We start from the raw sequence: 22,036 nt of genomic DNA, 5'->3' as shown, positions 1-22,036 counted from the left end.
ACCATGCCCACTCTCCGCATCCTGCCCCACCGCGATTACTGCCCGGACGGCGCCACCCTGACCGCCGAGGCCGGCGTCACCGTCTGCGACGCGATGATCGCGGGCGGTGTGGAAATCGACCACGCCTGCGAGAAAAGCTGCGCCTGCACCACCTGCCACGTGGTCGTGCGCGAAGGCTATGCCACGCTGGGCGAAGCCTCCGAAATCGAAGAAGACCTGCTGGACCGCGCCTGGGGCCTGTCGCCCACGTCGCGCCTGTCCTGCCAGGCGGTGCTGGGATCGGCTGACGTGACGGTCGAGATTCCGCGCTACAGCATCAACCACGCCCGCGAAGCCAGCCACTGACGGCCATGGCTGCGCCCCTTGCCCCCGTTCGCGTTCTGGGGATTGAATCGTCCTGCGACGAAACGGGCCTGGCGCTGATCGAGGTCGGCGCCGATCCGGCCCGCTTGCCGCGCCTGCTGGCCGACGCGCTGCACAGCCAGATCGCCATGCACCAGGATTACGGCGGCGTGGTGCCCGAGCTGGCCTCGCGCGACCACATCCGCCGCCTGCTGCCGCTGCTGCAGCGCGTGCTGACTGATTCGGGCTGCGTGCGCGGCGACATCGACGCCGTGGCCTACACCGCAGGTCCTGGCCTGGCGGGAGCGCTTCTGACCGGCTCTGCGCTGGCGGCGGCGCTGGCGTGGTCGCTGGGCGTTCCCGCCTGGCCGGTACACCACCTGGAAGGGCATCTGCTCTCGCCCATGCTGTCCAGCGATCCGCCGCCGTTTCCCTTTGTGGCGCTGCTGGTCTCGGGCGGGCACACGCAGCTGATGCGCGTGGACGGCGTAGGCCGCTACGCGCTGCTGGGCGAAACCGTGGACGACGCCGCTGGCGAGGCCTTCGACAAATCGGCCAAGGTGCTGGGCCTGGGCTACCCGGGCGGACCGGCGCTGGCGCAGTGCGCCGAAAGCGGTGACCCTGCGGCGCACGACCTGCCCCGGCCGCTGCTGCACAGCAAGGATCTGGATTTCTCGTTCGCGGGCCTGAAAACGGCGGTGGCCACACGCGTGCAGCGCCTGGGCCGAGCGCCCAGCGAAGCCGAGCGCGCCGACCTGGCCGCATCCACCCAGGCCGCGATTGTCGAGGTGCTGGTGAAAAAATCTGCCGCTGCCCTGAAACAGACCGGACTGAACCGGCTGGTGGTGGCGGGCGGCGTGGGCGCCAACGCCCATTTGCGCGATAGCCTCAATGCGCTGGCGCAGCGGCGCGGCTGGCGCGTGCACTACCCCGAACTGCGCCTGTGCACCGACAACGGCGCCATGATTGCGCTGGCGGCGGGCCTGCGCCTGCAGCACGGTCTGCTGGATCGCCCGCAGCGCGGCGTGGCAGGCCCGCAGGCCGTGGCGGTGCGCCCGCGCTGGCCGCTGGACGAGCTGTCGCCCGCCTGAACCGGGCAAATCCTGCGGGTTTTCCGAAGTTTGTGCGAGCGCCGCTTCGCTATGATGGCCCGCATGAAACCGTCCCTTGCTGATGTCATGCGTCCGGCGCTGCGCCCCGCTGTCGCCCTGCTGGCGTGGCTGGCCTGGCCTGCCATCGCGCAGACGCCTCCGGCGCCGGTGATCGAAGTCCTGCCGCCGCCTGGCGCTCCGGCGTCGCAGCCGCCAGTGGTGATCACGCCCGAGCGGGCGCCTGCGGCTGCGGCCAGTGTGGCGCCGCCGCTGTCGGTCACGGTGCAGCCGCCCACGGCCCCGGCTGTCCCGGCTGCACTGAACACCGCGCCGCAAAAACCACCTGTCCTGGCACCGGCCCCAGCGCCCGCTCTCGACAAGCCGCCGCCCGCTGCCGTCACGCCGCCGCCCGCTGCCGCCATGCCGCCCCCCGCGCCGGGCGGGGAAACCATAGCCGCGCCCAGCGCCCAGGAGCGTCTGGAAATGGCCCGTCAGGCGCTGGCGCAGCGCCAGTACGCCCGCGCGGTGCCGCTGCTGCGCCTGTGCGCGCAGCAGGGCAACGCCGACTGCCAGCGCGACCTGGGCAACGCCTTCCGCCTGGGGCAGGGCGTGCCGGTGGACGCCCGCCAGGCGCTGGAGTGGTTCAGCAAAGCCGCAGCCCAGGGCCACGCGGCCGCTCAGAACAACCTGGGCCTGATGCTGAAAAACGGCCAGGGCGGTCCCCGTGACGTGGCGCAGGCCGCGCAGTGGTTCGAAAAATCAGCCCGCCAGGGCAATGCCGCGGGGCAGAACAATTACGCATTGATGCTGCAGGACGGCGAGGGCGTCCCGGCTGACCTGGCGCAGGCTGCGCACTGGTTTGAACAGGCGGCCGCCCAGGGCGACCCTTACGCCGGGCGCAATCTGCAGGCGCTCAAGCGGCGCTCCGGCTGGGCGGCAGCGCAGATGAAATCCCGGTCTTCAGATTCGGACCAGGCTGCGGATTCGGCCGAGACCGTCGCATCGCGCCAGGCGCTGACGCAGGCGCCTGCGGGCGGCGACGCGCAGGCGGTCTACACCCAGCGCCGCCCGCCACTGAATGCCGCGCCACTGGGCCTGGAGGTGGGATTTGCCCGCCTGGCCGACGTGCGCAAAGCGTGGTCCGGCAAGACCGAGCTGCAGCCCGGCCCGGTGGACCCGCGCAGTGGCGGCCCCAGCTTTGTGCTGTCGGGCACTGCGTTGGGCGTGGGCGGGCTGCAGTCGGCCACGCTGCTGTTTGACGCCCGCGACGTGCTGGCGGGCGTGGTGCTGCAGATGCTCAAAAAACCCTTTGGCGCCACGCAGGACACCTGGGCGCAGCAGACGCTGCGCACGCTGCAGGGCAAATACCGCGTGCTCGACCAGAACGTCCCGCCCAGCGGCGACGCGTGGGCGCGCTTCCGTCAGGGCGAATCGCACATCGACCTGTGGCTGCCTGAAGCCTCGTTCCAGATGACGGTTTATTACCTCAGCGACCGCCTGGACGCGGCCTGGCCTGTCGCCGACCGACTGCGCACGGGTCAGGATGACGGGCGGGCGCTGTCGGGCGTGCTTTAAAGCGGCGCTTCAGGGGGCCGGGCGGCTGGATTTCAGCATTCCTTCAGCGCGGCATCGATCCGGCTCTGCCAGCCAATCTGCGCCCAGCCCTTTCACTCACCCCAGCCCCCGCAGATAAGCATTCATCACGTGCCGCATGCGCTCGGGCAGGCCCTGCGCGGGCGGGGTGTCTGCCGGGGCGTCGTTCAGGTCGAGCAGCCAGCCGAACAGCAGGCCCTCGAAAATCATCGCCAGCCCGCTGGCCGCACGGGTGGCATCGGGGGGTGAGGCCTGGATGTCGGGCCCGGGCTGATTCAGCAGACACTCGATCAGGCTGTGCAGATCCAGCATGCCCTGACTGCGGCTCTGGCCCATGATGTGCTTGAGATCGCCGTCCACGCCGCGTTCGACCTTGAAAATGGCGATGCCCAGCGTGCGCCGCACGGCGGGGTCGGCAGAAATGCCTTCGGCCAGACCCAGCAGCAGGTGCAGCACGCGGTCCAGCGGGGCCTGAAGCGACGCCGCCTGCGCCTGCAGCAGGAGGCTGTCGGCCAGCGCGGACAGCGGCTGGCGCACGCGGTTGTGCAGCAGCGCATCGAGCAGATCGGCCTTGTTGCGGAAGTGCCAGTACACCGCGCCGCGCGTGGCATCGGCTTCGGTGGCGATCTGCTGCAGCGAGGTGGCCGCCACGCCCTGGCGGTCGAAGAGAAGCTCGGCCGCGTCCAGCAGGCGATGGCGGGTTTCGAGGGCGAGTTCGCGCGTTTTTCGGGCCATGTTGCGGGTCTGCGTCAGAGCGGATTTGTGGTTCGGTGAAACATCATACCTCTTACATACAGTCATGTATGTATGTGATAAGCTGCGCGCCATTGTTTTGATCTGACGCCATCATGCTGCACCCCTCTATGCTGTCTTCCCGATTTTCTTCCCGCCGGATGTGGGCGCTGGCCCTGCCGCTGCTGCTGGTCGCCTGCGGCCAGAGCGCCGCACCGGGCGCCGGCCCCAAAGGCGCGCCTGGCGGCGCCATGCCACCCACCGAGGTCGGTGTGCTCACCGTCCAGACCCAGCCCATCGCACTGGAGCGCACGCTGCAGGGCCGTGTGGACGCCGCGCGCAGCGCGCAGGTGCGCGCCCGCGTCACGGGCATCGTGCAAAAGCGCCTGTTTGCCGAAGGCAGCACGGTGAAGGCCGGACAGCCGCTGTTCCAGATCGACGACGCCACCTACCGCGCCACGCTGGACAGCGCGCAGGCCAGCCTGAAAAAAGCCCAGGCCACGCGCGCACAGGCCGCCAGCCTGGTGCAGCGCTACACGCCGCTGGCCGCGGCCAAGGCCATCAGCGAGCAGGATTTCACCACCGCCAAAACCAGCCTGGCGCAGGCCGACGCTGACGTTCAGTCCGCCGCAGCCGCCGTGCGTGCCGCGAAACTGAATGTGGATCTGGCCCGCGTGACCGCCCCGATCAGTGGCCACATTGGCCAGGCGCTGGTCACCGAAGGTGCGCTGGTCAGCCAGACCGAGGCCACGCAGCTGGCGCTGATCCAGCAGACCAACCCGGTCTACGTGGTGCTCAGCCAGTCGGCCAGCGAGGTGCTGGCGCTGCGCCGCCAGGCCCAGTCCGGACAGGTGATGCGCGACGGCGGCAGCACGCCGGTCACGCTGCGTCTGGAAGACGGCAGCGAATACCCGCAAAAAGGCCGCCTGCTGTTCAGCGACCTGAACGTGGACGCCACCACCGGCCAGGTGCAGATCAAGGTCGAGGTGCCCAATCCCGATGGCCTGCTGATGCCGGGGATGTTTGTGCAGGCCGTGCTCAGCCAGGCGCGTGTGCCTTCTGGCGTGCTGCTGCCGCAGCAGGCGGTGACGCGCAACGCGCAGGGCAGCACGGTGCTGCTGGTGGGCGCTGACGGCAAAGTCGCCTCCGGGCCGGTGACGGTGGAAGGCAGCCAGAAAGGCCAGTGGGTGATCAGTGGCGGTCTGAAAACGGGCGATCACGTGATCGTGGAAGGCCTGCAGAAAACCGCCCCGGGCGCCACGGTGAAGCCGGTGCCCTGGCAGGCGCCGGGCAGCCCGGCCACCGCACCTGCCGCCGCTGGTGCCGGTGCCGCTGGCACATCGGGCCAATCTGGCGCCACCGCGTCCTGAAATCCAGGACGCCAAGGAAGCCCTTATGTCGACATTTTTCATTCGCCGCCCCATTTTTGCCTGGGTGATCGCGCTGTTCATCATCCTGCTGGGGGCCCTGGCGCTGACGCGCCTGCCCGTCAACCAGTACCCCTCCGTGGCACCGCCGCAGGTGCAGATTTCCTTCAGCTACCCCGGCGCTTCGGCCACGGTGCTGGAATCGAGCGTGATCAGCGTCATCGAAACCCAGCTCAACGGCACGCCGGGCATGGCTTATATGAGCTCCTCGGCGCAGGCCAACGGCAGCGGCAGCATCTCGGTCAGCTTTGAACCGGGCACCGACGCCGATCTGGCGCAGGTCGAGGTGCAGAACCGCCTGTCGCGCGCCAGTTCGCGCCTGCCCTCTGTGGTGACGCAGCAGGGCGTGGACGTGCGCCGCAGCAACAGCAACTTCCTGATGTTCGTGGCGCTGACCAGCACCAGCCTGCCGATCAACGAGCTGGGCGATTACGCCAACCTCAGCGTCGTGCCCGAGCTGCAGCGCATTGATGGCATCGGCCAGGCGCAGGTGTTTGGCGCGCAAAGCGCCATGCGCATCTGGCTGGATCCTGAAAAGCTGCGCAGCTTCAACCTGTCGGCGGCGCAGGTGCTGGCGGCGGTGCGCAGCCAGAACGTGCAGGTGGCGGCCGGCTCGATCGGCGATCTGCCCAACCTGGCCACGCAGGCGATTTCGGCCTCGGTGACGGTCAGCGGGCAGATGTCAACGCCCGAGCAGTTCGGCGCCATTGTGCTGCGTCCGGCCACGACGGGCGGCGCGGTCTATCTGCGCGACGTGGCACGCATCGAGCGCGGGCTGGAGAGCTATTCCACCCAGGCGCGCGCCAACGGCACGCCCGCCGTGGGCATCGGCATCCAGCTGTCGCCCTCGGGCAACGCGGTGGCGGCGTCCAACGCCATCCACGCCAAGCTGACCGAGCTGTCGAAGTTTTTCCCGGCCGGGGTCAGCTACAGCATTCCTTATGACGCGTCGGGCTTCGTCAAGATCTCGATCAGGCAGGTCGCCGAAACCCTGGTCGAGGCCGTGGTGCTGGTTTTCCTGGTGATGCTGCTGTTTCTGCAGAACATCCGCTACACCATCATCCCGACCATTGTGGTGCCCATCGCGCTGCTGGGTTCGGCCGGGGCGCTGCTGGCGCTGGGCATGTCGATCAACGTGCTGACGCTGTTTGGCATGGTGCTGGTCGTGGGCATCGTGGTCGATGACGCGATTGTGGTCGTTGAAAACGTCGAGCGCCTGATGCGCGAGGAGCAGCTCAGCCCCTGGGCCGCCGCGCGCAAGGGCATGGCGCAGATCTCCGGCGCCATCATTGGCGTGACGGTGGTGCTGATGTCGGTGTTCATGCCGCTGGTGTTTTTCAGCGGCTCGGTGGGCAACATCTACCGCCAGTTTGCGGCGGTGATGCTGTCGTCCATCCTGTTCTCGGCCTTCCTGGCGCTGACGCTGACGCCCGCGCTGTGCGCGACGCTGCTCAAGCCCGTCGATCTGGAGCACCACGAGAACAAGCGCGGCCTGTTTGGCTGGTTCAACCGCGCTTTTGACGCGCTGGCCACGCGCTACGGCAACGGCATGGCGCGGATGCTGACGCGCGGTGGGCGCATGCTCATCGTCTACCTGCTGATCGCGGCCGTGGCCGGCTGGCTGTACACGCGCCTGCCGTCGTCCTTCCTGCCCAGCGAAGACCAGGGCAGCCTGATCGTCAACGTGCAGCTGCCCCCGGGCGCCACGCAGCAGCGCACGCTGGAGGTGATGAAGCAGGTCGAGGGCTTCATGCTCAAGCAGCCCGAGGTGAAGAGCATGGTCGGCGTGCTGGGCTTCAGCTTCTCCGGCCAGGGGCAGAACGCGGCGCTGGCCTTTGTTTCGCTCAAGGACTGGAAAGAGCGCACCGGCCCCGGCCAGGACGCGCAGGGCCTGGCGGGCCGCGCCTTCGGGGCGCTGGGCCAGATCAAGGATGCCATCATCTACCCGGTCAACCCGCCGCCAATTCCGGAGCTGGGCAATGCGTCGGGCTTCTCCTTCCAGCTGCAGGACCGCTCGGGCCAGGGCCACGCGGCGCTGCTGGCGGCGCGCAACCAGCTGTTGGGCCTGGCGGCCCAGAGCAAGGTGCTGGCCCAGGTGCGTCCGGATGGCCTGGAAGATGCGCCCCAGCTGCAGATCGATATCGACCGTGCCAAGGCGCAGGCGCAGGGCGTGGATTTCAGCGCCATCGCCGCCGAACTGGGCACGCAGATGGGCTCCAGCTACGCCAACGACTTCCCCAGCCAGGGGCGCCTTCTGCGCGTGATGGTCCAGGCCGACAGCCCGGCGCGCATGCAGCCGGACGATCTGCTGAAACTGACGGTGCTCAGCAGCACCGGCCAGGCGGTGCCGCTGTCCAGCTTCGCCACCGTGCGCTGGGGGACAGGGCCGGTGCAGACCACGCGCTACAACGGCTATTCGTCGATGGGCCTGAGCGGCAGCCCCGCGCCGGGTTACAGCTCGGGGCAGGCGATTGCCGAAATGCAGCGTCTGGCCGGACAGCTGCCCCAGGGCTTTGGCTACGAGTGGACGGGCCAGTCCCGCGAAGAGCTTCTGGCCGGATCGCAGGCCGTGTGGCTCTACGCCTTCGCCGTCGTGGCCGTGCTGCTGTGCCTGGCTGCGCTGTACGAGAGCTGGAGCATCCCGCTGGCCGTCATCCTGGCGGTGCCGCTGGGCCTGATCGGCGTCATCATCGCCACCGTGCTGCGCGGTTACAGCGCCGACATCTACTTCCAGATCGGCCTGGTGACCATCATTGGCCTGTCCGCCAAGAACGCCATCCTGATCGTCGAGTTCGCCAAAGAGCAGCAGGAGGCCGGACACAGCCTGTTTGATTCGGCGCTGCAGGCGGCCAAGCTGCGCTTCCGCCCCATCCTGATGACCTCGATGGCCTTCACGCTGGGCGTGGTCCCGCTGTTCGTTGCCAGCGGCGCGGGCGCGGCCAGCCAGCGCTCGATCGGCACCGGCGTGCTGGGCGGCATGATCACCGGCACGGTGCTGGCGGTTCTCTTTGTTCCCGTTCTCTTCATCGTGGTGCGCAAGCTGTTTGGCGACAGCCGCTATCAGCAGAATCTGCGCGACGAAGAACACAGTCTGGAGGTGCGCTGATGAGCGCCCGTCGTTACTCCCCCCTGGCGCTGGCCGCCGCTTCAGTGGTTCTGCTGGCCGGTTGTGCCAGCACCGGCCTGCCCCCCGTGGCGCAGGATCAGCCCAGCCCACCGCCCGCGCAGTGGGTCGATGCCGCAGCCGCCAGCGATGGCAGCGGCGCACAGCAGCAGGCCAGCGACATCCCCTGGCGCGATTATTTTCAGGATCCCATGCTGCGCACGCTGATCGATACCGCGCTGGCGCACAACACCGACCTGCGCGCCGCCCTGCAGAACGTGCAGCAGGCCCAGCTCAGCCTGGCCAGCAGCCGCGTGGCCCAAATGCCCACGCTGTCGGGCAGTGCGTCGGTGGCGCAATCCAGCAGCAACAACCTGGGCACGCCCACGGGCGCGTCGCTGGGGGTATCGGCCGCTTACGAAGTCGACCTGTTCGGCCGCCTGGCCAACCAGACCCAGGCCGCCAGCGCCCAGCTCCTGGCGACCACGCAGGCCGCCCGCACCGCACGCATCAGCCTGATCGCCACGGTGGCGCAGTCCTGGACCGCGCTGCAGTCCGACGAAGCGCTGCTGCGTCTGGCGCGCGACACGGTGAAATCCCGCCAGGACACGCTGCGGCTGACGCAGCTCAAGCTGAAACAGGGTGTGGTCTCGGACGTGGACGTGCAGCAGGCGCAGAGCCTGGTGACCAGCGCCCAGCTCTCCGTGACGCAGCAGGAACGCGCCGTGCGGCTGGATCGCAGCGCGCTGCGCCTGGTGTTGGGCCGCGATCTGCCCGAATCGGCCGCGCGCGCCGCGGCCGACCCGGCCAGCCAGAAAACCGCGCTGCTGGCGCCGCTGAAGCCCGGTCTGCCGTCCAGCGTGCTGCTGCAGCGCCCGGATATTGCGCAGGCCGAAGCCCAGCTGCGGGCGGCTGACGCCAATATTGCGGCGGCCCGCGCGAGCTTCTTTCCCTCGATCAGCCTGACCGCGACGGCCGGCAGCGCCAGCACCTCGTTGCGCGATCTGTTCGACCCCGTGGGCTGGGTCTGGGCCTTTGTGCCCAAGCTGGCCGTGGCGATTTTTGACGGCGGCCAGCGCGACATCGCGCTCAAATCGCAGCAGGTGGCGCGCAACGCCGCCGTGACGCAGTACGACAAGGCCATCCAGACGGCCTTCCGCGAAGTCAGCGACGCGCTCACCACCGACACCAGCCTGCAGGAACAGGCCCAGCGCCAGCAGCAGCTTCTGGCCACCAGCCAGGCGCAGCTGCGCCTGGCGCAACTGCGCTACAACGCGGGCGTGACCAGCTTCCTGGAACTGCTCGACGCCCAGCGCAGCCTGTCCAGCGCCCAGCAGGCCATCATCACCACACGCCTGGCGCAGCAGCAGGCGCGCATCACGCTGTACCGCGTGCTGGGGGGCGGGGTGCGCTGAGGCGGAGGCGCTAAGATGAGCTGATCGCAACAGCGCGGGGGGGCGGTCATGGAATCGATCGGTTCGGGGGATCTCAAAACCATCCTGCACTCCCGGCGTGCCAACATGTACTACCTGGAGCACTGCCGCGTGCTCGTCAACGGGGGCCGGGTCGAATACGTGACGGAGCGCGGCAAAGAGTCGCTCTACTGGAACATCCCCATTGCCAACACCACGACGGTGATGCTGGGCACCGGCACGTCGATCACGCAGGCGGCCGTGCGCGAACTGGCCCGCGCGGGCGTGATGCTGGGCTTTTGTGGCGGCGGCGGGACACCGCTGTTTGCCGGCACCGAGCAGTGCCTGGAGGTCGCCTGGCTGCCCGGACAGAGCGAATACCGCCCCACCGAATACCTGCAGCAGTGGGTGCGCTTTTGGTTCCACGACAATCTGAGACTGGCGGCGGCGCGCAGCTTCCAGCTGGCCCGGCTGGACCGCCTGGGCAGCCACTGTACCTGCAGCAGGCGGCTGAAGGATCAGGGCTTTGACGTTCCGGGTGATGAACTGGCAGCGCTGATTCAGGCCAGCCAGTCGGCGATTGCCGCCGCTGCAGATGTCACTGCGCTGCTGACCGAGGAGGGCCGCCTGACGCGTCAGCTCTACCGCCTGGCCAGCCAGGCGAGCCGCTATGGCGAATTCACCCGCGCCAAGCGCGGCGAGAGCCACGACGCCGCCAACCAGTTTCTGGACCATGGCAATTACCTGGCTTACGGGCTGGGCGCCACGGCGGCCTGGGTGCTGGGTCTGCCTCATGCGTTGGCCGTGCTGCATGGCAAGACGCGCCGGGGCGGGTTGGTGTTCGACATTGCGGATCTGGTCAAGGACGCCATCATCCTGCCGCAGGCTTTTCTGTCGGCGGCCAAAGGCCACAGCGAGCAGGAGTTCCGTCAGGCCTGCATCGAGAACCTGACGCGCACCGAGGCGCTGGATTTCATGATCGATACCGTCAAGCTCACGGCGGCGACCGTCAGCAGGATGGTTCCGACGCAGCCGGGGTGACCGATGAATGTCCTGATCATTTCCCAGTGCGACAAACGTGCCCTGACCGAAACCCGCCGCATCCTGGACCAGTTTGCCGAGCGGCGCGGAGACCGGACCTGGCAGACCGCCATCACCCAGGATGGGCTCGACACCCTGCGCAGGCTGCTGCGTAAAACGGCCCGCAAAAACACGGCGGTGGCGTGTCACTGGATTAGGGGCCTTGATCACAGCGAACTGTTGTGGCGGGTGGGCGACCGCAGCCGCTTCAGCGATCAGGGGGCGGTACCGACCCATACGACAGCCCGGAATGTGCTGCGCGGCGCGGATGAGAATGATTGGTATACGGGGGAGGACATCCGCCTGCTGGCGCAGCTGGCTGGTCTGCTGCACGATCTGGGCAAGGCCACAGTCGCCTTCCAGGAGCGGCTGCGCGGTCAGCGCCACGAGCGCAACCTGATCCGCCACGAATGGGCTTCCCTGCGCTTTTTTCAGGCCTTTGTCGGCCCTGGGGATGATGTGGACTGGCTGACCCGGCTGGCCGATGCCACAGAGGCGGACGAATCGCGCTGGCAGTCCGGCCTGTGCCGCGACGGACTGGATACGCTGTCCATCGAAGACCAGCGGCCCTTGAGCCGTCTCCCCCCGCTGGCGGCTGCCGTGGGCTGGCTGGTGGTGTCGCATCACCGGCTGCCCACGCCGCCGAGAGACAAGTCGGCGCCATTCAGCCCCGTCTGGCTGGAGAAACCTCTGGAGCAGGTTGATCACCGCTGGAACGAAGCCCGATCTGCCGCCGAGTGTGCGGATGATTGTCGTCCGTACTGGACGGTTCAGGGGCCCCTGCCGGTGGCGGAAGCCTCCTGGCGAAAAGAGGCCGCGCGGGTGGCGCGCAAGCTGCTGGTTTTGCGCGAACGCCGCGCGGAGGGCTGGCTGGACAATCCGTATGTCATGCACCTGGCCCGTCTGAGCCTGATGCTGGTGGACCACCACTATTCGGGTCTTGCCGCGGATTCTCCCTGGCGTGTTGCCGGAGACGGCCGGACCCGGCTCTATGCGAACACCGACGCACAAGGGGTCCTGAAGCAGGCCTTGGACGAGCATCTGCTGGGCGTGGCTCAGGGCGCCAGCCGCATTGCCCATGCCTTGCCCAGCTTCGCCAGTGAACTGCCCGCACTGGCCCAGCACCGGGGTCTGCGCCAGCGCAGCGGACCCGGGCGCTTCGCCTGGCAGGACAAGGCCACCGATGCGGCGGTCTCTATGCGCGCCGTGGCCCGGCAGCATGGAGCCTTCATCATCAACATGGCATCGACCGGCTGTGGCAAGACGCTGGCCAATGCCCGCATGCTTTATGCGCTGGCGGATCCGCAGCGCGGGCTGCGTGCGGCCTATGCCCTGGGCTTGCGCACACTGACTGTGCAGACCGGGCGCAGCTACCGCAACGATCTGCATCTTGGAGACGAAGACCTGGCCATTCTGGTCGGCGGCTCAGCCAGCCGGACCCTGTTTGAATATTACGAAGCGCAAAGCGAGGCAACCGGCTCGGCTTCCTCGCAAGAGCTCATCGAGGAAGACAGCCACATCGTCTTTGAAGGGGATGTCCGGCGCCATCCCCTGCTGTCCCGGGCGCTGGCCGACACGGACATCCAGCGCCTGCTGCTGGCGCCTTTGCTGGTGTGTACGGTGGATCATCTGGTCCCGGCCACTGAGAGTCTGCGCGCAGGGCGGCAGATTGCCCCGATGCTGCGCCTGCTCAGCGGGGATCTGGTGCTGGACGAACTGGACGACTACGACCTGGCCGACCTGCCCGCACTGACCCGCCTGGTGCACTGGGCGGGGCTGCTGGGGACGCGGATCATCCTGTCTTCAGCGACCTTGCCCCCGGCGCTGGTCGAAGGCATGTTTGCGGCCTACCGTGCAGGGCGAAGTCAGTACCGGCGCAACCGGGGGGCGCAGGCTGACGCATCGACCGCCCCGGAGCTGCCCTGTCTGTGGGTGGACGAGTTTGGCCTTTTGCGCGCCGATTGCGCTCATGCGGTGGATTTCGCCGGGCAGCATGCGCAGTTTATGGCCCAGCGCGCAGCGAAGCTGACCCAGGCGCCACCCCTGCGCCGGGCCGAACTGCTCCCTTTGCAGATCAGTGCCCGGGATACCCGGGACATCGCCCGCGAATTCGCCCAGCCGCTGCGCGAGGCCTGCCTGCGCCTGCATGCGAGCCATGCTGAGGTGGATCCGGTCAGCGGCAAGCGGGTCAGCTGGGGCCTGGTGCGCATGGCACATGTGGACGATATTTTCAATTCGGCATAGGAGATGTTTGCGCTGGGTGTCCCTGAGGGCACGCGGCTGCATCTGTGCGTTTACCACGCCCGCTTTCCGCTGCTGCAGCGTTCCGCCATCGAACATCAGCTGGATGCGGTGTTCAACCGCCGCGATCCACAGGCCGTGTTCAGCCACGCCACGATCCGCAGCGTGCTCGATGGCCCGGGCCCTGCGGATCATCTCTTTGTGGTGCTGGCTTCGCCGGTCTGCGAAGTGGGCAGAGATTGGGATGCCAGCTGGGCCGTGGCGGAGCCTTCGTCGATGCGCTCTCTGATCCAGCTGGCCGGGCGTGTGCAGCGCCACCGTGGTGCCGAGCCCCAGAGCCCCAACGTGCTGGTGTTTGACACCAACCTGAAGAATTTTCGTCAGACTGGAGTGCCGGGAAAAGAACGCAAAGCGATTTTCATTCGTCCGGGTTTTGAGGCGGACGTCCCGCTCCATGATCCCCGGTGCCGTTTCCGCCTGGAGGCGAACCGTCTGGGCGCTCTGCTGCGGCCGCATGAGTACGAGGTGCTGACGGCTGTTCCCCGCATCCAGCCGCAACCCCCGGAACTGAGCCAGATGCGGCGTCGGCTGGTGGATCTGGAGCAGGCCCGTATGGTGGACGCCTTGCAGCCCAAAACAGATCGTGCCCTTGACGTTTCCGGCTTGAATGCCGCCACAGGCTGGCAGTTTCCGGCTGCGGCGCTGAACGGCGTCCTGCAGCGCTGCCAGCCATTTCGCGCCCAGACCGAGCGCACGCAGACGCTGGTCTTCCTGCCCGACGACGAAACCGATCCCGAGCGCCTTGTCCTGCACCGTGTCGAGGAGGGGCTTCAATACCAGCGCGGGCGTAACCCTTATGTGTGCGTGGCTGACAGCCTGCTGCATCCGGTCGATCTTGTGCTTGCCCCTGGCATGAGCTACTGGGGGCCGCAGGATCTTCTGGACCTGCTGCAGGAGCAGGCCGAAGCCCAGGACATGGGTTTGCGTCGCTGCGCCGAAAAATTCACCCCGGTCGAAGTCCGCGATCACGACCAAGGCTGGGCCTACCACCCCTGGCTGGGCTTTCAGCCGCTGGCCTGAACCGCCTTGGGAGCCAGTTGCACACCCAAGGCATGACAGACCCGCAGGATGGTGTCAAAGCGAGGCTTGGCCCCTGGCTTCAAGGCGTTGTAGAGATTTTCGCGCCCCAGCCCGCTGTCTACGGCAAGTTGGGTCATGCCACGCGCGCGTGCCACATGACCCAAGGCGCGCAGGATTTCGTCTGTATCACCATCTGCAAAGACCTGCGCTAGGTATTCCTGGATGGCCGCTTCGCTGTCCAGCTCCGCGACGATGTCAAAAGGGACAGTTTTGATGCTCATGACTCGAATTTCGGATGTCAATCATGATGAAATGTATCGAACTGAGTACAGTTTTGTAACTCTGCCTATGCGGCAGTTAATGTGCTTTGTTCACAAGTACACACCTTGCTAAGCTGCTTTTCAGCAGTAAATTTTTCATAAGAATACACCGGATAAATCAATTTACCAATAAGATGGCAATGATCTTGAGATCGGATTTAATCCAGAGAGGAGACATCGCATGTCATCACACACAGGTCGAACGCCACGCTCTGAGGCGTTCCGTCTGGCTATTGCTGCTTTCATCGATGAGCGGCGAGAGGCCAAACAGAAAGGCCAGGAGTTGGACGCCGATGCGGCGTCAAAGTATGACTACAGCACCTGGCTGGCGGATGCCGCCCGGCGGGTGTCGCAGATTCAGGCCGTCACCCACGTCCTCAAGGCCACACACCCGGATGCACGGGGCAGCAGCCTGTATGTTTCGCCGGGAGAGCTTGCGCCCCACGAAGACATCGGCAGCCATGTGCTGGCCGACGGTTTTGCGGTGGATGTGGTGGGCAATGCCGCAGCCCTGGACGTGTTCAAGTTCCTGAAGCTGGACGTTGAAGGCCGTCGGCTGCTCGACTGGGTTCAGGCGCAGGATGCGGATCTGGCCGGGGCCTTGCATGACGATCCGGCCATTGCGGCTTCATGGCTGGCGGCCTGGGGAGGGCTGGTGCGCCAGGGAGGCCAGCCCGCATCGCATGAACTGGCCAAGCAGGTGTACTGGCTGGCGGGGGATGACGCCGCCCAGGATGATCAGTACCACCTGCTTCAGCCGCAGTTTCCAAGCAGTCTGGTGCACGCCGTACATGATGACATCCGCGAAGCCCGCTTCGGCGAAGCCAACACGGCATTGCGCCGGGCGCGCCGGGACAGGCAGCCAGCCACAGGGGTCAACCACGAATATGTGGGGCTGGCGGTCCGCAAGCTGGGCGGAACAAAACCCCAGAATATCTCTCAGCTCAACAGCGACCGGGGCGGGGCCAACTACCTTCTGGCCTCGCTGCCGCCCCAGCCCGTCCGCGTCGAAGGGCCACGCCTGCTGCACCGGTCCTCGGCCGTTGATCTGTTCGGGCAGCAGCCTGAGGTGCGGTTGCTGTTGCGCGAACTGGCCGATTTTCTGAAAACCGATCCCCCGGCGGTCATGGCAACGCGCACCCGGCGTGAGGGCATCGAGCAGGCGCTTGGGGCCCAGCTGCTGGTGTTCGGCGAGACCGTTCATGCCAGCCAGCCGCCGGGCTGGACCCGCAGCGCCGACTGCCAGCTGCCCGAGTGCGAAAAGCTGTGGCTGGACCCGGGGCGCGCTGACCCGGATCGGCGCGGCGATGAGCATCCGGACGAGGACGCCGCCTTTGAACGCGCCTACCACTGGGGCGACTGGCCTGACGAGGTGGCCAGCCGCTTTGCCCGGTGGATCAATGCCCGCTTGCGCGAGCACGGCGTTCTGGGTCTGGGCGACACGGAATACCACCACTGGGCGCGCCAGGCCGTCATTGAGACCGTCTGGCCGATACCGCTGCAACGGCGTGCCGTAAAGGGAGGACTATGAGTCTTCACAATCTCCCCTCTGTAAAGCATCTGCTGGTGTTGCCGCACTTGCGGGTGCAGAACGCCAACGCTATTTCCAGCCCGTTGACCCACGGTTTCCCGGCCATCACCGCCTTTATGGGCTGGATGTGGGCTCTGGAGCGCAAGGCCCGCGCACGCGGTCTGCCGGTGCGCTTCAGCGCTGTGGGTGTGGTGTGCCACAACCACCAGGAGCTGGTGACCGACGAGGGTTTTGTCCGCACTTTCCGGCTGACCCGCAATCCGGTGGGCAAGGATGGCAGTACGGCGGCCATTGTCGAAGAAGGCCGTATCCACCTGGAGATCAGTCTGGTCCTGGCTGTCCATGGCGATCTCTGGGATGAGGATCCGGCTGCGGCCGGGCAGATGATCCCTGCGCTGATGGAACTGGTTCACAGCCTGCGGTTGGCCGGGGGCAGCGTTCTGCCCGTCCCCGGCAGCAACGTTCGTCGCAGCCAGCCCTTCGCGGTGCACCTGACTGGCACTGAGCAGCAAATGGCCGAGGCCTTCAGTACCCTGCGCCGCGCTGTGCTGCCCGGTTTTGCGCTGGTCTCCAGGGATGATCTGATCCAGACCCGTCTGCAAGCCCTGCTGGCCGAGCAGCCGGATGCGACGCGGCTGGACGCCTGGCTGTCGCTGGCCCGGATCAACTGGCGTTATCACCCGCCTGAACAGGACAGCAAAGCGGCCCGGGACAAGGCATGGTGGCATGACCGTGCTGGCCTAGGGTGGGTCGTTCCCATACCGGTCGGTTATGGCGCACTGGGGCCGCTGCACGACCCCGGGGCTGTGGCCAATGCCAGGGACGCCACGACCCCGTTTCGTTTCGTGGAGAGCCTGTATTCAGTGGGCCAGTGGATCAGTCCCCACCGTCTGCAGGATCCCGTCCAGATGCTGTGGTTTGCAGACACCCGGCAGGACACCGGCCTTTACCGCTGCCGCAACTTTTTCAGCCCGGCGGCAGAGGCTGCCGACGAAGACTACGACTTCAACTGACCCCTCAAGGAGATATCAAAATGGCAACCCAAAATCCCCTCAAGACCGCTTCTGTACTGGCTTTCGAGCGCAAGCTGGACCCTTCCGACGCGCTGCTGTTTTCAGGCTCATGGAACGACCGCGACAGTGCGACGGGCTGGGCCCCGGTGCCCGTACGCGAAAAATCGGTGCGGGGCACGATCTCCAACCGGCTGAAGACCAAGGACCAGGATCCGGTCAAGCTCGATGCCTCCATCGAAAACCCGAACCTGCAGACTGTTGAGGTGGCTGCGCTGCCTGCAGCTTCAGATACCCTGAAAGTCTGCTTTACCTTGCGCGTTCTCAGCGTTGCGGGTACCCCTAACGCCTGCAACAACGCCGACTATCTGGCCAAGCTTCTGGCCACCGTGCGCGGCTATGTGGACAGCGTCGGCTTTGGCGAGCTGGCCTCGCGCTACGCCTGGAACCTGGCCAACGGCCGCTTCCTGTGGCGCAACCGCGTGGGTGCCGAGCAGGTCGAGGTGCTGGTGCAGCACATGGTCAACGGCCTTGCCCAGAAGAGCTGGACTTTCGACGGGCTGGCGCTGTCCCTGCGCAATTTTGAAGCCGGGGCGTCGGCTGCCCCCCTGAAAGAACTGGGCGACGTGATTGCTGCGGGTCTGGGCGGGCAGAGCCACGTCCTGCTCCAGGTCACAGCCTTCGCCCGACTGGGGGCGGGGCAGGAAGTCTACCCTTCTCAGGAGCTGATTCTGGACAAGGGCAGTTCAGGCAAGAGCAAGACGCTGTACAAGGTCGGCGATGTAGCGGGCATGCATTCCCAGAAGCTGGGCAATGCCCTCCGCACCATTGACACCTGGCACCGCGAGGTGGATGTCGTTGGCCCGATTGCGGTCGAGCCCTACGGCTCCATCACCACACTGGGCAAAGCCTGCCGCCGGCCGGGCGACAAAGAGGATTTTTACAGCCTGCTGGACAACTGGCTGCTGAAAGACAGGGTGCCCGAGCTGAAGCATCAGCACTTCGTGATGGCCACACTGATCCGCGGTGGCGTCTTCGGCGATGCAGGCAAGGACTGAGCCATGCTGACGCACTACATCGACATCCACTTGCGGCCCGATCCGGAGTTCCCGGTCAGCCTGCTGATGCCTGCGCTATACGCCAAGCTGCACCGCGCGCTGGTGCAGCTGGCGTGTAGCGACGTGGGGGTCAGCTTTCCAGGCTATTCCGGGCGCCCGCTGGGCTTGGGGTCTTGCCTGCGCCTGCTGGGCCAGCCTGATCGGCTGAACCAGCTGATGGCGCAGCCCTGGCTTTCGGCCATGACCGACCATGTCGCGACAAGCACGATTTGCGCAGTGCCTGCCGATGCAGCGCACCGGCGACTGTGCCGCGTGCAGGCCAGGAGCAGCCCGGAGCGCCTGCGGCGGCGCCAGATGAAGCGTCATGGCCTGACCGACGCCCAGGCTCAGGAACGCATTCCAGACAGCGCAGCGCAGACCCTTCAGCTGCCTTTTCTGCCCTTGCGCAGTGCCAGCACAGGTCAGTCTTTCCTGCTGTTCCTGCGGCTGAGTCCGGCCCAATCCACACCGGTCACCGGAGCCTTCAACGCCTACGGTCTGAGCCCTACAGCCACCATCCCCTGGTTCTGACCCTTTTTTGAGGGTACTACCAGCACTCTTTAAAAATCAATCACTTAAACGCTTGCAGCCAAAGGAGGGGCTGCAAGCCAAAAAGCTCAGATTTCCCAATGAAAGCAAAAGCTTGCGTGGGATACACTTGAGTTCACTGCCGGATAGGCAGCTTAGAAAACGCTGCGGAAATCTCCAAAATCGCTTCCGGCGTTCACTGCCGGATAGGCAGCTTAGAAAGAGCACAGCTTCTGCATGTCAGGCGGCTGTAAGTTCACTGCCGGATAGGCAGCTTAGAAAAAGTCGAGGTCTGGCTGGTCGGGCATCTGGTCGTTCACTGCCGGATAGGCAGCTTAGAAATTGAACTGCTCAATGGCGGGCTTGGGTTCCGAGTTCACTGCCGGATAGGCAGCTTAGAAATGATCCTCCTGCGCCCGCACTTCGCACGCCACGTTCACTGCCGGATAGGCAGCTTAGAAAAGCCGCACGGACGCAGGGTCCGCGCCTGCAGCGTTCACTGCCGGATAGGCAGCTTAGAAACATCCCCCAGCGCGCCCAAAATCTCCCCAATAGTTCACTGCCGGATAGGCAGCTTAGAAATGATTTGAAAGGTCGATCATGAAAACTATTACGTTCACTGCCGGATAGGCAGCTTAGAAATGCGAGTGTCACTGATTCGCTGACTACTAAGTGTTCACTGCCGGATAGGCAGCTTAGAAATTCAGGCCGTCAGCATTAGCACGCCAGCTGGAGTTCACTGCCGGATAGGCAGCTTAGAAAATGATGGCCATGATTGCGACGCCGACAGCCGCGTTCACTGCCGGATAGGCAGCTTAGAAATGCGCGGTACTTCAAAACATGCTGCCGAATCTGTTCACTGCCGGATAGGCAGCTTAGAAAACCGCCAAAAGAAGAATCACCTACACCAGAGCGTTCACTGCCGGATAGGCAGCTTAGAAATGATCGCCAGCCTGCTGCGCACCCCAACCCGTGTTCACTGCCGGATAGGCAGCTTAGAAAAATCCGGCCCAGCCCGGTTGATTCCTGAATTTGTTCACTACCGGATAGGCAGCTTAGAAACTTTCGCATACTGCTCCTGCATATGTTGAGGTGTTCACTGCCGGATAGGCAGCTTAGAAATCCGGGGATTCCCTTGCCCGCTTATAGGCCAGGTTCACTGCCGGATAGGCAGCTTAGAAACGGTGCGGTGGACCGCGTTTCGCGATCCGTGAGTTCACTGCCGGATAGGCAGCTTAGAAAAACGGCAGTGACAGCGGCAACCTGATTACCGATGTTCACTGCCGGATAGGCAGCTTAGAAAAGACCCAGCAGTGGCGCCAGCTCGTTGAGCAGGTTCACTGCCGGATAGGCAGCTTAGAAACTGTCCGGGGCTGCCCAGACCGCGCTCAAACTGTTCACTGCCGGATAGGCAGCTTAGAAATTGACTGCGACGACAACAGCCATGACAGCCACGTTCACTGCCGGATAGGCAGCTTAGAAACAGCGCCCACAGCAGTGACAGCAGCCACCTGAGTTCACTGCCGGATAGGCAGCTTAGAAATTCGGGTTTTCGTGACACTTACACTTTCGTCGGTTCACTGCCGGATAGGCAGCTTAGAAAAATCCGGCGCTCATGATCACGATCATCCTGCTCGTTCACTGCCGGATAGGCAGCTTAGAAATGACCCCTGCGGAGCCAGCAGGGACATCATGGGTTCACTGCCGGATAGGCAGCTTAGAAAGGTTCGCTGTACCATCAGCGCCAGCGGCAAACGTTCACTGCCGGATAGGCAGCTTAGAAATTTTTGGGCTCGCACATCCTGGAGCGAGTCGCGTTCACTGCCGGATAGGCAGCTTAGAAAAGCCGCTGCGCTGCCGGGTTTTCACCGGGCTGGTTCACTGCCGGATAGGCAGCTTAGAAAGGCGAGTGTCTGGGCGCGCAGATCGAGGAGGCGTTCACTGCCGGATAGGCAGCTTAGAAAATTTATATTGAAACCGCTTCATCTGTTAAATCGTTCACTGCCGGATAGGCAGCTTAGAAAATGCAAACCGATCAGGGGTCTACATGTTCACCAGTTCACTGCCGGATAGGCAGCTTAGAAATATAAACGTCCCGACAAGAGAGAGCAAAGCACGTTCACTGCCGGATAGGCAGCTTAGAAAACTGTGAAGCGCTGGCGTGCTACGAACAATGCGTTCACTGCCGGATAGGCAGCTTAGAAAATTCCGGCGAACAGCGACGTCGTCAGTTTCTGGTTCACTGCCGGATAGGCAGCTTAGAAATGCGCGACGAGGGCCGCGACGTGGTGGTGGTCGTTCACTGCCGGATAGGCAGCTTAGAAAACCCAGCGGCTGCTGATCAAAAACAGCATCGCGTTCACTGCCGGATAGGCAGCTTAGAAAAGCAACGGTCGAACGGCCTCAAATTCGGCTGCGTTCACTGCCGGATAGGCAGCTTAGAAACTTCAGGCGCAATGACAGGTCGTCCCAGACAAGTTCACTGCCGGATAGGCAGCTTAGAAAGCAGTCAAGCCAGCAACGTTGGATGCGCTCGCGGTTCACTGCCGGATAGGCAGCTTAGAAAAATGCGCCGCCACCGATGGCAGCAACAGCAGCGTTCACTGCCGGATAGGCAGCTTAGAAAAGCCTGGAGGTTACGCCCCAGGAGTTCACCTTGTTCACTGCCGGATAGGCAGCTTAGAAATGAAAAACCTCCCACTTCCCGGCGGCAAGATCGTTCACTGCCGGATAGGCAGCTTAGAAATGCTCGCGGGTCATCTGCTCCAGCTGATCCATGTTCACTGCCGGATAGGCAGCTTAGAAATTGGTCGGTGAATACCAAGGCGGCGTGAAGCAGTTCACTGCCGGATAGGCAGCTTAGAAAAGCGCGGCGATGGCCATGGGCTTGTCCTTGGGGTTCACTGCCGGATAGGCAGCTTAGAAAACGAAGCACCCGACGAACGAGCGTAGTCTCATGTTCACTGCCGGATAGGCAGCTTAGAAATTGGAATTCAGGGAAGGAAGAGCGCCAGTGTCAGTTCACTGCCGGATAGGCAGCTTAGAAATGGACGCAAGTCGAGCCCCTCACGCCCGGCGCGTTCACTGCCGGATAGGCAGCTTAGAAAATACACTGGCCAAAAACAACTGAATAAAAAAAGTTCACTGCCGGATAGGCAGCTTAGAAAAACAGAACGACAAGTCTTATCGTCGGTATCAAGTTCACTGCCGGATAGGCAGCTTAGAAATACTAGGGGCTTGGACGCCCCTAGAACCCCGTGTTCACTGCCGGATAGGCAGCTTAGAAAGCCGCGCCACCTGAGCGACAGCGATCCATGCCGTTCACTGCCGGATAGGCAGCTTAGAAATGTACCAGTGCCAGGTTCACTGCCGGATAGGCAGCTTAGAAAAATGCCGTCCCCAGCAACCTGACCAAGGGCACGTTCACTGCCGGATAGGCAGCTTAGAAA

Annotated in this window: 15 protein-coding genes and 2 CRISPR repeat arrays; of the genes, 13 read left to right on the top strand and 2 right to left on the bottom strand. The window is 64.8% G+C overall.

The window, feature by feature from the left end; all coding sequences use genetic code 11:
• Positions 1-3: 3 nt before the first annotated feature.
• From fdx to RV045_RS07800, 3 genes are all read left to right on the top strand, one after another.
• Entirely contained in the window at positions 4-345 is a 342-nt protein-coding gene (gene fdx / locus RV045_RS07810) for an ISC system 2Fe-2S type ferredoxin (protein WP_423235224.1), read from the top strand.
• A gap of 5 nt (positions 346-350) precedes the next feature.
• Entirely contained in the window at positions 351-1,433 is a 1,083-nt protein-coding gene (gene tsaD, locus RV045_RS07805; RefSeq protein ID WP_423235223.1) for a tRNA (adenosine(37)-N6)-threonylcarbamoyltransferase complex transferase subunit TsaD, read from the top strand.
• Between the two features lie 63 nt (positions 1,434-1,496).
• Positions 1,497-3,008, top strand: coding sequence for a tetratricopeptide repeat protein (locus RV045_RS07800; protein ID WP_423235222.1), 1,512 nt, complete (start codon positions 1,497-1,499; stop codon positions 3,006-3,008).
• 96 nt (positions 3,009-3,104) lie between these two features.
• On the opposite strand, the gene RV045_RS07795 is transcribed toward RV045_RS07800, so the two are convergent.
• Positions 3,105-3,761, bottom strand: a complete 657-nt coding sequence (locus tag RV045_RS07795) for a TetR family transcriptional regulator (protein WP_423235221.1) — start codon at positions 3,759-3,761, stop codon at positions 3,105-3,107.
• A gap of 128 nt (positions 3,762-3,889) precedes the next feature.
• Between RV045_RS07795 and RV045_RS07790 the strand changes: the two genes are divergently transcribed.
• The 6 genes from RV045_RS07790 to RV045_RS07765 are packed head-to-tail and all read left to right on the top strand — an operon-like array spanning position 3,890 to position 14,101.
• Positions 3,890-5,128 carry an efflux RND transporter periplasmic adaptor subunit gene (locus tag RV045_RS07790; protein WP_423235220.1) on the top strand — a complete coding sequence of 413 codons (1,239 nt, stop codon included), beginning with the start codon at positions 3,890-3,892 and terminating at the stop codon, positions 5,126-5,128.
• A 25-nt stretch (positions 5,129-5,153) separates the two neighbouring features.
• Positions 5,154-8,291, top strand: coding sequence for an efflux RND transporter permease subunit (locus RV045_RS07785; RefSeq protein WP_423235219.1), 3,138 nt, complete (start codon positions 5,154-5,156; stop codon positions 8,289-8,291).
• Positions 8,291-9,703, top strand: coding sequence for an efflux transporter outer membrane subunit (locus RV045_RS07780; protein WP_423235218.1), 1,413 nt, complete (start codon positions 8,291-8,293; stop codon positions 9,701-9,703). Before RV045_RS07785 ends, RV045_RS07780 begins: the two co-directional genes overlap by 1 nt.
• Positions 9,704-9,751: 48 nt before the next feature.
• A complete protein-coding gene (cas1f, locus tag RV045_RS07775; protein ID WP_423235217.1) occupies positions 9,752-10,741 on the top strand; it encodes a type I-F CRISPR-associated endonuclease Cas1f in 990 nt (329 codons plus the stop codon).
• A 3-nt stretch (positions 10,742-10,744) separates the two neighbouring features.
• Positions 10,745-13,024, top strand: a complete 2,280-nt coding sequence (gene cas3f, locus RV045_RS07770) for a type I-F CRISPR-associated helicase Cas3f (protein ID WP_423235216.1) — start codon at positions 10,745-10,747, stop codon at positions 13,022-13,024.
• Positions 13,025-13,027: 3 nt separating this feature from the next.
• The gene (locus RV045_RS07765; RefSeq protein WP_423235215.1) at positions 13,028-14,101 is read left to right on the top strand and encodes a hypothetical protein; all 1,074 of its coding nucleotides are present in this window, start codon (positions 13,028-13,030) and stop codon (positions 14,099-14,101) included.
• Here RV045_RS07765 and RV045_RS07760 read toward each other — a convergent pair.
• The gene (locus RV045_RS07760) at positions 14,086-14,382 is read right to left on the bottom strand and encodes an addiction module antidote protein (protein ID WP_423235214.1); all 297 of its coding nucleotides are present in this window, start codon (positions 14,380-14,382) and stop codon (positions 14,086-14,088) included. The genes RV045_RS07765 and RV045_RS07760 overlap by 16 nt on opposite strands.
• Positions 14,383-14,602: 220 nt before the next feature.
• Between RV045_RS07760 and csy1 the strand changes: the two genes are divergently transcribed.
• Genes csy1 through cas6f form a run of 4 tightly spaced genes read left to right on the top strand, consistent with a single transcriptional unit; the run spans position 14,603 to position 18,590 of the window.
• Positions 14,603-15,952: a type I-F CRISPR-associated protein Csy1 gene (gene csy1 / locus RV045_RS07755; RefSeq protein ID WP_423235213.1), complete on the top strand. Its 1,350-nt coding sequence runs from the start codon at positions 14,603-14,605 to the stop codon at positions 15,950-15,952.
• Positions 15,949-16,965, top strand: a complete 1,017-nt coding sequence (gene csy2, locus RV045_RS07750; protein ID WP_423235212.1) for a type I-F CRISPR-associated protein Csy2 — start codon at positions 15,949-15,951, stop codon at positions 16,963-16,965. The genes csy1 and csy2 overlap by 4 nt, the downstream gene beginning before the upstream one ends.
• Positions 16,966-16,985: 20 nt before the next feature.
• Positions 16,986-18,020, top strand: coding sequence for a type I-F CRISPR-associated protein Csy3 (gene csy3 / locus RV045_RS07745; protein WP_423235211.1), 1,035 nt, complete (start codon positions 16,986-16,988; stop codon positions 18,018-18,020).
• A gap of 3 nt (positions 18,021-18,023) precedes the next feature.
• Positions 18,024-18,590 (top strand): type I-F CRISPR-associated endoribonuclease Cas6/Csy4, encoded by a 567-nt coding sequence (cas6f, locus tag RV045_RS07740; RefSeq protein ID WP_423235210.1) that lies wholly within the window; start codon positions 18,024-18,026, stop codon positions 18,588-18,590.
• A 131-nt stretch (positions 18,591-18,721) separates the two neighbouring features.
• Positions 18,722-19,109: direct repeats of the CRISPR family, unit length 28 nt; unit sequence GTTCACTGCCGGATAGGCAGCTTAGAAA.
• Between the two features lie 2,838 nt (positions 19,110-21,947).
• Positions 21,948-22,036: direct repeats of the CRISPR family, unit length 28 nt; unit sequence GTTCACTGCCGGATAGGCAGCTTAGAAA.

It is taken from the genome of Amphibiibacter pelophylacis, from assembly GCF_037688875.1.
Lineage (GTDB): Bacteria > Pseudomonadota > Gammaproteobacteria > Burkholderiales > Burkholderiaceae_C > Amphibiibacter > Amphibiibacter pelophylacis.
The sequence above is the reverse complement of the archived record's forward strand: the minus strand, read 5'-3'. Positions and strand labels throughout refer to the sequence as shown.

What these genes read in the sequence shown, in the direction of transcription:
- fdx (WP_423235224.1), top strand. Translation starts at nt 4, where the DNA reads ATGCCCACTCTCCGCATCCTGCCCCACCGCGATTACTGCCCGGACGGC.
- tsaD (WP_423235223.1), top strand. Translation starts at nt 351, where the DNA reads ATGGCTGCGCCCCTTGCCCCCGTTCGCGTTCTGGGGATTGAATCGTCC.
- RV045_RS07800 (WP_423235222.1), top strand. Translation starts at nt 1,497, where the DNA reads ATGAAACCGTCCCTTGCTGATGTCATGCGTCCGGCGCTGCGCCCCGCT.
- RV045_RS07795 (WP_423235221.1), bottom strand. Translation starts at nt 3,761, where the DNA reads ATGGCCCGAAAAACGCGCGAACTCGCCCTCGAAACCCGCCATCGCCTG.
- RV045_RS07790 (WP_423235220.1), top strand. Translation starts at nt 3,890, where the DNA reads ATGCTGTCTTCCCGATTTTCTTCCCGCCGGATGTGGGCGCTGGCCCTG.
- RV045_RS07785 (WP_423235219.1), top strand. Translation starts at nt 5,154, where the DNA reads ATGTCGACATTTTTCATTCGCCGCCCCATTTTTGCCTGGGTGATCGCG.
- RV045_RS07780 (WP_423235218.1), top strand. Translation starts at nt 8,291, where the DNA reads ATGAGCGCCCGTCGTTACTCCCCCCTGGCGCTGGCCGCCGCTTCAGTG.
- cas1f (WP_423235217.1), top strand. Translation starts at nt 9,752, where the DNA reads ATGGAATCGATCGGTTCGGGGGATCTCAAAACCATCCTGCACTCCCGG.
- cas3f (WP_423235216.1), top strand. Translation starts at nt 10,745, where the DNA reads ATGAATGTCCTGATCATTTCCCAGTGCGACAAACGTGCCCTGACCGAA.
- RV045_RS07765 (WP_423235215.1), top strand. Translation starts at nt 13,028, where the DNA reads ATGTTTGCGCTGGGTGTCCCTGAGGGCACGCGGCTGCATCTGTGCGTT.
- RV045_RS07760 (WP_423235214.1), bottom strand. Translation starts at nt 14,382, where the DNA reads ATGAGCATCAAAACTGTCCCTTTTGACATCGTCGCGGAGCTGGACAGC.
- csy1 (WP_423235213.1), top strand. Translation starts at nt 14,603, where the DNA reads ATGTCATCACACACAGGTCGAACGCCACGCTCTGAGGCGTTCCGTCTG.
- csy2 (WP_423235212.1), top strand. Translation starts at nt 15,949, where the DNA reads ATGAGTCTTCACAATCTCCCCTCTGTAAAGCATCTGCTGGTGTTGCCG.
- csy3 (WP_423235211.1), top strand. Translation starts at nt 16,986, where the DNA reads ATGGCAACCCAAAATCCCCTCAAGACCGCTTCTGTACTGGCTTTCGAG.
- cas6f (WP_423235210.1), top strand. Translation starts at nt 18,024, where the DNA reads ATGCTGACGCACTACATCGACATCCACTTGCGGCCCGATCCGGAGTTC.